Below are 6,832 nucleotides of genomic sequence, written 5' to 3'. Positions count from 1 at the left end.
CGCGCCGAGGGCGGCCTGGGTCAGCGAGTCCATGGTGGCGCCGCCGCCAGTATTCGGGCCTGCACCGGGCAGTCGTCGCGGTGGGCGCCGGCCAGGTAGCCCGCGCTCATCAGGAACTCCTTGACGATCTCCGGGCCGGTAAAGCGAAAGTGACGCTTGAACAGCTTCACCCAGTCCGCGTGCTCACGTGGGTGGTGGGCATCGAGCCAGGCCTGGAAGCCGCCGTGGGACTCCCGCATGGCCTGGATCACCCGGGCGTTGTGGATCACCGCCTCGATCTTCAGGCGGTGACGAATGATGTCGGCGTCGGCCAGCAGACGTGCCCGATCGTCGTCGTCGTAGGCGGCGACCCGATCGACGTCGAAGCCGTCGAAGGCGCGCTTGAAGCCCTCGCGCTTCTTCAGCACCGTAAGCCACGACAGACCGGCCTGATTGATCTCGAGTGCCAGGCGCTCGAACAGGTCGGACTCGCCTCGGATCGGGAACCCGTATTCGCTGTCATGGTAGGGCCCGTGCAGCGGATGCCCCGGGGCCAGGTCGCAGTACTCGCTCATGCGGCTTGCTCTTGTTGGTAAGGTGTCTCGATTCCCCTGGGACCGACCTGCGCTACGACAAAAGGGTACCGACTCGGCATACCCTTGATGGCGCGATTCTGCGATCCTGAGGCCTGTCCTTCTCTTTTTCCGTCAGGAGATCATACGCGATGACACGTCTTTCTCGCGCCCTGGGCGCCGTTCTCATGGGTGTCTTCAGCCCGCTTGCACTGGCCGCCGGCCTGGACATGCACAAGGATCCCCACTGCGGCTGCTGCAGCGCCTGGGCCGAGCATATGCGTGAGGCCGGCTTCGAGGTGCGTCTTCACGATAGCCCCGACATGGCGTCGGTCAAGCAGCGCCTGGGGGTTCCCCAGGCGTTGGCGTCCTGTCATACCGCTACCCTGACCAATGAAGACGGCAGGCGCTACCTGATCGAGGGCCATGTCCCCGCCGAGCAGGTGGCCTGGCTGCTGGAGGCGTCGCCGGATATCGATGGTCTGGCGGTGCCGGGCATGCCCCATGGCTCGCCCGGGATGGAGACCGGCCGCCTCGATGACTACGCGGTGCTCGGCTTTACAGCCGATGATGCGCGCGCCATGGTAGTGGCCCGTTACCCCTGAGCCCGCGCAGCAGACGCGGCCCCCTGAACCCCGAGGAGACCCGAATGCAATTTCTACACACCATGGTGCGTGTCAGCGACCTTGACGCCTCTCTGCACTTCTATTGCGACCTGCTGGGCCTCAAGGAGGTGCGTCGCAAGGACAACGACAAGGGACGCTTTACCCTGGTGTTCCTGGTGGCGCCAGAGGACGAGGAGCGCTCAAGCCAGCTCAACGCGCCGGAGCTCGAGCTGACCTGGAACTGGGACCCGGAGGAGTACCAGGGCGGACGCAACTTTGGCCACCTGGCCTATCGCGTCGATGACATCTACGCCCTGTGTCAGAAGCTCATGGACAACGGTGTGACCATCAACCGGCCCCCCCGCGACGGCCATATGGCCTTCGTCAGGAGTCCGGACGGCATTTCGGTGGAACTGCTGCAGAAGGGCGACGCCCTGGAACCCGCCGAGCCCTGGGCCTCGATGGAGAACACCGGCAGCTGGTAGCGAGCGAAGGGCCGCTGTCGATCGTGCCAGCGAGCGGCGCCGAAGGGGCGCGAAGGGATGGGGGAGCTGACTCCCCCATCGACGCCTTGTCTTGCAGCTTGCCACGTGACCCGCCGCGCGGGCGTCGTTTGCTCAGGCGGGGATGGCGCTGTCTCTCAGCAGGTGTGACGACAGTGCCGGCCACTGGTCTTCCCAGTGCTCGGTGGGGCGGTGGCGGTAGTCGCTGCGCACGTACTGGGCGATGCGTCCCTCGATCTGGGCGGTCAGCAGGTTGGCGCCGGCGCTGGCCGGCATCGCCAGCCGGCGACCCTCGCGCAGCTCCGCCTCGCGTAGTACCTGCTTGAACTGGGTATCCAGCCGCTCGAACAACTGGTGGATACGCTGCCTCAGTCGCGCCGTCTCGCCGGTCAGCACGTCGCCGCCCAACAGCCGCGACAGGCCCGGGTTCTTTTCGGTGAAGGCCAGCACCAGGGTCATGATCTGATGGCAGCGCGGCAGCGCCTCCTGCTGCTCGTCGAGGATGCGCGTAATGCGCTCGAACAGGGTCTCCTCGATAAAGCTGATCAGGCCCTCGTACATCCTGGCCTTGCTCGGGAAGTGGCGGTAGAGCGCTGCCTCCGAGACGCCGACCTGGCGCGCCAGGGCGGCGATGGTGATGCGCTTGCCGCTGTCTTCTTCCAGCATCAGGGCCAGCGCCTGCAGTATCTGGTCCCGCCGACTTGGGGTCTTTTCCTGCGTCATGATATCGAATTCTTTTGTCGTTGATGGCCCGCCGGGGCGCCGGCGGGCGAGTTCCCTTGCGTCCGGAGCTTGTGCCCGGTTCGCACTTCCTTGCGTCGTTATCGTGTCGCTTTCGTATCGCCCTGGTACGGGTACTTCAGTTGGGCGATTCGTTGGTGATCAGGGTGCCGACACCCGCGTTGGTAAAGATCTCCAGCAGGGTGGCGTGGGGCACCCGGCCATCGACGATATGGGCGCTGACGACCCCGTCCTTGACCGCGTCGAGGGCGCAGCGGATCTTCGGCAGCATACCACCGTGGATGGTGCCGTCGGCGATCAATTCGTCGACCTGAGCGGTGGAAAGTCCCGTCATCACCTCTCCGTCGCGGTTCATCAACCCGGCCACGTTGGTCAGCAGCATCAGCTTCTCGGCGCCGAGCGCCTCGGCCACCTTGCCGGCCACCAGATCCGCATTGATATTGTAGCTGCGACCCTCGCCGTCGACCCCGATGGGGGCGATCACGGGAATGAAATCCCGGGCGGCGAGCATCTCGATCAGGTCGGTGGAGACGTGTTCCACTTCGCCCACATGGCCGATGTCGATGATCTCGGGCGCCGTCATTTCCGGGCTCTGATGCTCGACCTTGAGCTGGCGCGCGCGGATCTGGGCGCCATCCTTGCCGGTCAGGCCGATGGCCTTGCCGCCGCACTGATTGATCTGGTTGACGATATCCTTGTTGACCAGTCCGCCGAGCACCATCTCGACCACGTCCATGGTCTCGGCGTCGGTGACACGCATGCCACCGACAAAGCGCGACTCGATGTTGAGCTTGGCCAGCAGATCACCGATCTGGGGGCCGCCGCCGTGGACCACCACCGGATTGATGCCGACTTCCTTCATCAGCACCATGTCCCGGGCGAAGGAGTCGATCAGGGCGTCCTCGGTCATGGCGTTGCCGCCATACTTGACCACCACGGTCTTGCCGGAAAATTTCTGGATATAGGGGAGGGCCTCGGAGAGGACCTCCACCACCAGGCGCGGATCGCGTGCCTGTTCGCTCATGGGCGTCATGTCTCCTGCACGTCAGTTGGGTAGGGTGAGCGAAGCGTCCACGTCGGCCAGCGCACTGGCAAAGCGCGTGCGAATGCGCTCCAGCGCGGCGGCGTCGTTACCCTCGAAGCGCAGCACCAGCATCGGCGTGGTATTGGACGCGCGGCACAGACCCCAGCCATCCGGGTAGTCCACGCGGATGCCGTCCAGGGTGGTCTTGACACCCTCGTCACCGAAGTCACCTTCCCGGGCCAGGCGCGCGACCAGGTCGAACTTGGTCTCGTCGGTGACCTCGATGTTGATCTCCGGGGTGCTCAGGTTCTGCGGATAGCGATCGAAGAAGGTGTCGGCGTCGCCGTCGAAGCGCGACAGGATCTCGAGCAGGCGGGCGGCCCCATAGAGTCCGTCGTCGAAGCCATACCAGCGTTCCTTGAAGAAGATGTGGCCGCTCATCTCGCCGGCCAGCAGGGCGCCGGTTTCCTTCATCCGTGCCTTGATCAGGGAGTGGCCGGTGCGCCACATCTCCGGCGTGCCGCCGGCCTTCTCGATCACCTCGATCAGCTTGCCGGTGCACTTGACGTCGAAGATCACCCGGGCGTCCGGATTGCGACTGAGCATGTCCTCGGCGAACGCCATCAGCAGGTGGTCGGGGTAGATCAGGCGCCCCTTGGGGGTGATCACGCCGAGGCGGTCGCCGTCACCGTCGAAGGCCAGACCGATGTCGGCGCCGTGCTCGGCCACCGCGTGGATCAGGTCCTTGAGGTTCTCCGGCTTGCCGGGGTCCGGGTGGTGGTTGGGGAAGTTGCCGTCGATGTCCTCGAACAGCGGCACGGTGTCGGCACCGAGCTGTTCGACCAGGCGCGGGCCCAGTTCACCGGCCACACCGTTGCCGCAGTCCACCACCGCCTTGATCGAGCCCGACAGCGAGACGTCGTCGAGGATGTGCTTCAGGTAGGCGTCACGCACATCGTGCTCGGACACCTGGCCCTGGCCTTCGCGCAGATCGCCGTTCTGAAGGCGAGTGTAGAGCGCGGTGATCGCCTCGCCAGAGAGCGTCTCGCCCCCCAGCACCATCTTCAGGCCGTTGTAGTCCGGCGGGTTGTGGCTGCCGGTCAGCATGACCCCGGAGCGGGTGCCTTCCAGGGTGTGGGTGGCAAAGTACAGCACCGGCGTCGGCACCATGCCGATGTCGACCACGTCACAGCCGCTGGCGGTGAGGCCGCGGGTCAGGGCCTTGATCAGTCGCGGGCCGGAGAGTCGCCCGTCGCGGGCCACCACTACACGGGATTCGCCGCGGGCCTGGGCTTCGCTGCCGATGGCCTGGCCGATCGCCTCGACCCCGGCTTCGGTCAGGGTCTCGTCGACGACGCCTCGAATATCGTAGGCACGAAAGATCGTGGAGGGGACTTGAGTCATATGAGGGTCCTGTCCTTTTGACGTGGCGCTTGAATGAACGGGTAGTCGAACCTGGGGCGTCAGTGGCGGCCGGAGCTGCCGAAACCGCCGCCGCCGCGAAGGCTCTCGGAAAAGTCCTCGACCACTTCCAGCTCGGCCTGGACCACCGGCACCAGCACGTACTGGGCCAGACGTTCGAAGGGCTCGAGGGTGAAGGCGGTGGTCGATCGGTTCCACACCGACACCATCAGTTCGCCCTGGTAGTCGGAGTCGATCAGGCCGACCAGGTTGCCGAGCACGATGCCGTGTTTGTGGCCAAGCCCCGAGCGGGGCAGGATCATGCCGGCCAGGCCCGGATCGGCGATATGGATCGAGAGCCCGGTGCGGACCAGATCGCAATCCCCGGGGGCCAGCGTCAGCGGCGCGTCGAGCAGGGCGTGAAGGTCCATCCCGGCCGAGCCGTCGGTGGCGTAGCGGGGCATGCGCTCCTTGATCCGTTCATCGAGAATCTTGACGGCGAGGCGAGGGCGCGAGGCAGTGTCGTGCATGAAAGGTCCTTGGTCTTGGGCAGCCAGACAGGCTTCCTGATAAATAAGTGGTGTCGTGGCTCAGCGCGGGTTCGGCCGCACCGTCTGACGTCGCGCCTCGAGGCAGGCTCGGGCCTGGGCGATGATGGCTTGGGCCAGGCTGGCCTTGTCCTGGTCGGTCTCTTCGCGGCGGGCGAGAGACTCGCCGTCGCGCCACACCAGGGTTGCGGCATTGCGGTCCGAGCCGAAGCCGAGTCCCTCCCGGGAGACGTCGTTGGCGACGATCATGTCGAGCCCCTTGCGCGCGAGCTTGCCCTCGGCGTAGCGCACCACGTCGCGGGTCTCGGCGGCGAAGCCGACCATCAGCGGACGCGGATCGCGGGCAGCCAGGGTGGCGATGATGTCGGGGTTCTTGACCAGCTTCAGGGTAAGACCGTCGTCGTCATCGCGCTTCTTTATCTTGTGTTCGGCCGGAGCCTCGGCGCGATAGTCCGCCACCGCCGCGCAGCCGATGAAGATGTCGCAGCCATCCATCAGCCCTTCGGCTGCGGCGAGCAGTTCTTCCGCGGTTTCTATGTCGTGGCGGGCAACGCCCGAGGGCGTCGGCAGACTGACGGGGCCGGCGATCAGGGTGACACGGGCGCCACTGTCCCGGGCCGCTTCGGCCAGGGCGAAACCCATCTTGCCGGAGCTGTGATTGGACAGGTAGCGCACCGGATCCAGCGGCTCCCGGGTGGGGCCGGCGGTGATCACCACATGAAGGTCTGCGTCCGGGGGCACTGCTTTGCCTTTCTCTCCCACGACGCCTGTCGCTGTCCGGGGCGTGGAGGGAGAGCCGGCATCCAGCAGGGCGCCGAGAATGGCCTCCGGTTCCATCATGCGTCCCGGGCCGACGTCGCCACAGGCCTGGTCGCCCTGGTCGGGCCCCAGCAGGGCCCAGCCATCCTCGACCAGCCGGGCGGCGTTGCGCTGGGTCGCCGGATGGCGCCACATGGCCTGGTTCATCGCCGGGGCCAGCATCCGCCGGGCGTCGCTGGCCAGGCAAGCGGTGGTCAACAGATCGTCGGCCATGCCCTGGGCCAGGCGCGCCATCAGGTCGGCGGTGGCGGGGGCGATCAGAATAAGGTCGGCCCAGCGGGCGAGTTCGATATGCCCCATGCCGAGCTCGGCGTCGGGGTCCAGCAGCGAGGTGCGCGCCGCGCGTCCGGTCAGCGCCTGCAGCGTCAGTGGCGTGATGAAGGCCTGGGCTCCCTCTGTCATCACTACCTGCACCTCGCAGCCCGCCTGCACCAGCAGTCGGGCCAGAGAGGCGCTCTTGTAGGCGGCAATACCGGCGCTGATGCCCAGCACAACCCGCTGCCCGGGGCGCAGGCCGCCGGGGCCTGAGCCGGTCAGGCCGCAACCGGAAGAGGAGGGAGCGTGCAACATGAAAAAAGTCCGCAGCCAGAGTCAGCCCTCTACCTTACCACCGGTACCGGATCATGCGTAGCCGCGCACC

At 66.3% G+C, this 6,832-nt stretch carries 8 protein-coding genes; 2 read left to right on the top strand and 6 right to left on the bottom strand.

Annotated features, from left to right (window positions below):
* Positions 1–20 precede the first annotated feature (20 nt).
* On the bottom strand, positions 21–554 hold the full coding sequence (locus tag NH448_RS05330; protein WP_124803520.1) for a DNA-3-methyladenine glycosylase I: 534 nt from the start codon (positions 552–554) through the stop codon (positions 21–23).
* Between the two features lie 149 nt (positions 555–703).
* Between NH448_RS05330 and NH448_RS05325 the strand changes: the two genes are divergently transcribed.
* Together NH448_RS05325 and NH448_RS05320 are read left to right on the top strand one after the other, a co-directional pair.
* The gene (locus tag NH448_RS05325; protein WP_124803518.1) at positions 704–1,156 is read left to right on the top strand and encodes a DUF411 domain-containing protein; all 453 of its coding nucleotides are present in this window, start codon (positions 704–706) and stop codon (positions 1,154–1,156) included.
* 44 nt (positions 1,157–1,200) lie between these two features.
* Entirely contained in the window at positions 1,201–1,641 is a 441-nt protein-coding gene (locus NH448_RS05320; protein WP_124803516.1) for a VOC family protein, read from the top strand.
* Between the two features lie 132 nt (positions 1,642–1,773).
* On the opposite strand, the gene slmA is transcribed toward NH448_RS05320, so the two are convergent.
* From slmA to coaBC, 5 genes are all read right to left on the bottom strand, one after another.
* Positions 1,774–2,382 (bottom strand): nucleoid occlusion factor SlmA, encoded by a 609-nt coding sequence (gene slmA / locus NH448_RS05315; RefSeq protein WP_045991216.1) that lies wholly within the window; start codon positions 2,380–2,382, stop codon positions 1,774–1,776.
* 136 nt (positions 2,383–2,518) lie between these two features.
* On the bottom strand, positions 2,519–3,424 hold the full coding sequence (argB, locus tag NH448_RS05310) for an acetylglutamate kinase (protein ID WP_045991215.1): 906 nt from the start codon (positions 3,422–3,424) through the stop codon (positions 2,519–2,521).
* A 21-nt stretch (positions 3,425–3,445) separates the two neighbouring features.
* The gene (locus tag NH448_RS05305) at positions 3,446–4,828 is read right to left on the bottom strand and encodes a phosphomannomutase/phosphoglucomutase (RefSeq protein ID WP_253028490.1); all 1,383 of its coding nucleotides are present in this window, start codon (positions 4,826–4,828) and stop codon (positions 3,446–3,448) included.
* A gap of 59 nt (positions 4,829–4,887) precedes the next feature.
* A complete protein-coding gene (gene dut / locus NH448_RS05300) occupies positions 4,888–5,355 on the bottom strand; it encodes a dUTP diphosphatase (RefSeq protein WP_124803512.1) in 468 nt (155 codons plus the stop codon).
* Between the two features lie 60 nt (positions 5,356–5,415).
* Positions 5,416–6,762: a bifunctional phosphopantothenoylcysteine decarboxylase/phosphopantothenate--cysteine ligase CoaBC gene (gene coaBC, locus NH448_RS05295; RefSeq protein ID WP_253028489.1), complete on the bottom strand. Its 1,347-nt coding sequence runs from the start codon at positions 6,760–6,762 to the stop codon at positions 5,416–5,418.
* Between the last annotated feature and the right edge of the window lie 70 nt (positions 6,763–6,832).

The sequence above is a fragment of the Halomonas sp. OfavH-34-E genome (assembly GCF_024124525.1).
GTDB classification, from domain to species: Bacteria; Pseudomonadota; Gammaproteobacteria; order Pseudomonadales; family Halomonadaceae; genus Halomonas; species Halomonas litopenaei.
The sequence above is the reverse complement of the archived record's forward strand: the minus strand, read 5'-3'. Positions and strand labels throughout refer to the sequence as shown.

What these genes read in the sequence shown, in the direction of transcription:
- NH448_RS05325 (WP_124803518.1), top strand. Translation starts at nt 704, where the DNA reads ATGACACGTCTTTCTCGCGCCCTGGGCGCCGTTCTCATGGGTGTCTTC.
- NH448_RS05320 (WP_124803516.1), top strand. Translation starts at nt 1,201, where the DNA reads ATGCAATTTCTACACACCATGGTGCGTGTCAGCGACCTTGACGCCTCT.
- NH448_RS05330 (WP_124803520.1), bottom strand. Translation starts at nt 554, where the DNA reads ATGAGCGAGTACTGCGACCTGGCCCCGGGGCATCCGCTGCACGGGCCC.
- slmA (WP_045991216.1), bottom strand. Translation starts at nt 2,382, where the DNA reads ATGACGCAGGAAAAGACCCCAAGTCGGCGGGACCAGATACTGCAGGCG.
- argB (WP_045991215.1), bottom strand. Translation starts at nt 3,424, where the DNA reads ATGAGCGAACAGGCACGCGATCCGCGCCTGGTGGTGGAGGTCCTCTCC.
- coaBC (WP_253028489.1), bottom strand. Translation starts at nt 6,762, where the DNA reads ATGTTGCACGCTCCCTCCTCTTCCGGTTGCGGCCTGACCGGCTCAGGC.
- dut (WP_124803512.1), bottom strand. Translation starts at nt 5,355, where the DNA reads ATGCACGACACTGCCTCGCGCCCTCGCCTCGCCGTCAAGATTCTCGAT.
- NH448_RS05305 (WP_253028490.1), bottom strand. Translation starts at nt 4,828, where the DNA reads ATGACTCAAGTCCCCTCCACGATCTTTCGTGCCTACGATATTCGAGGC.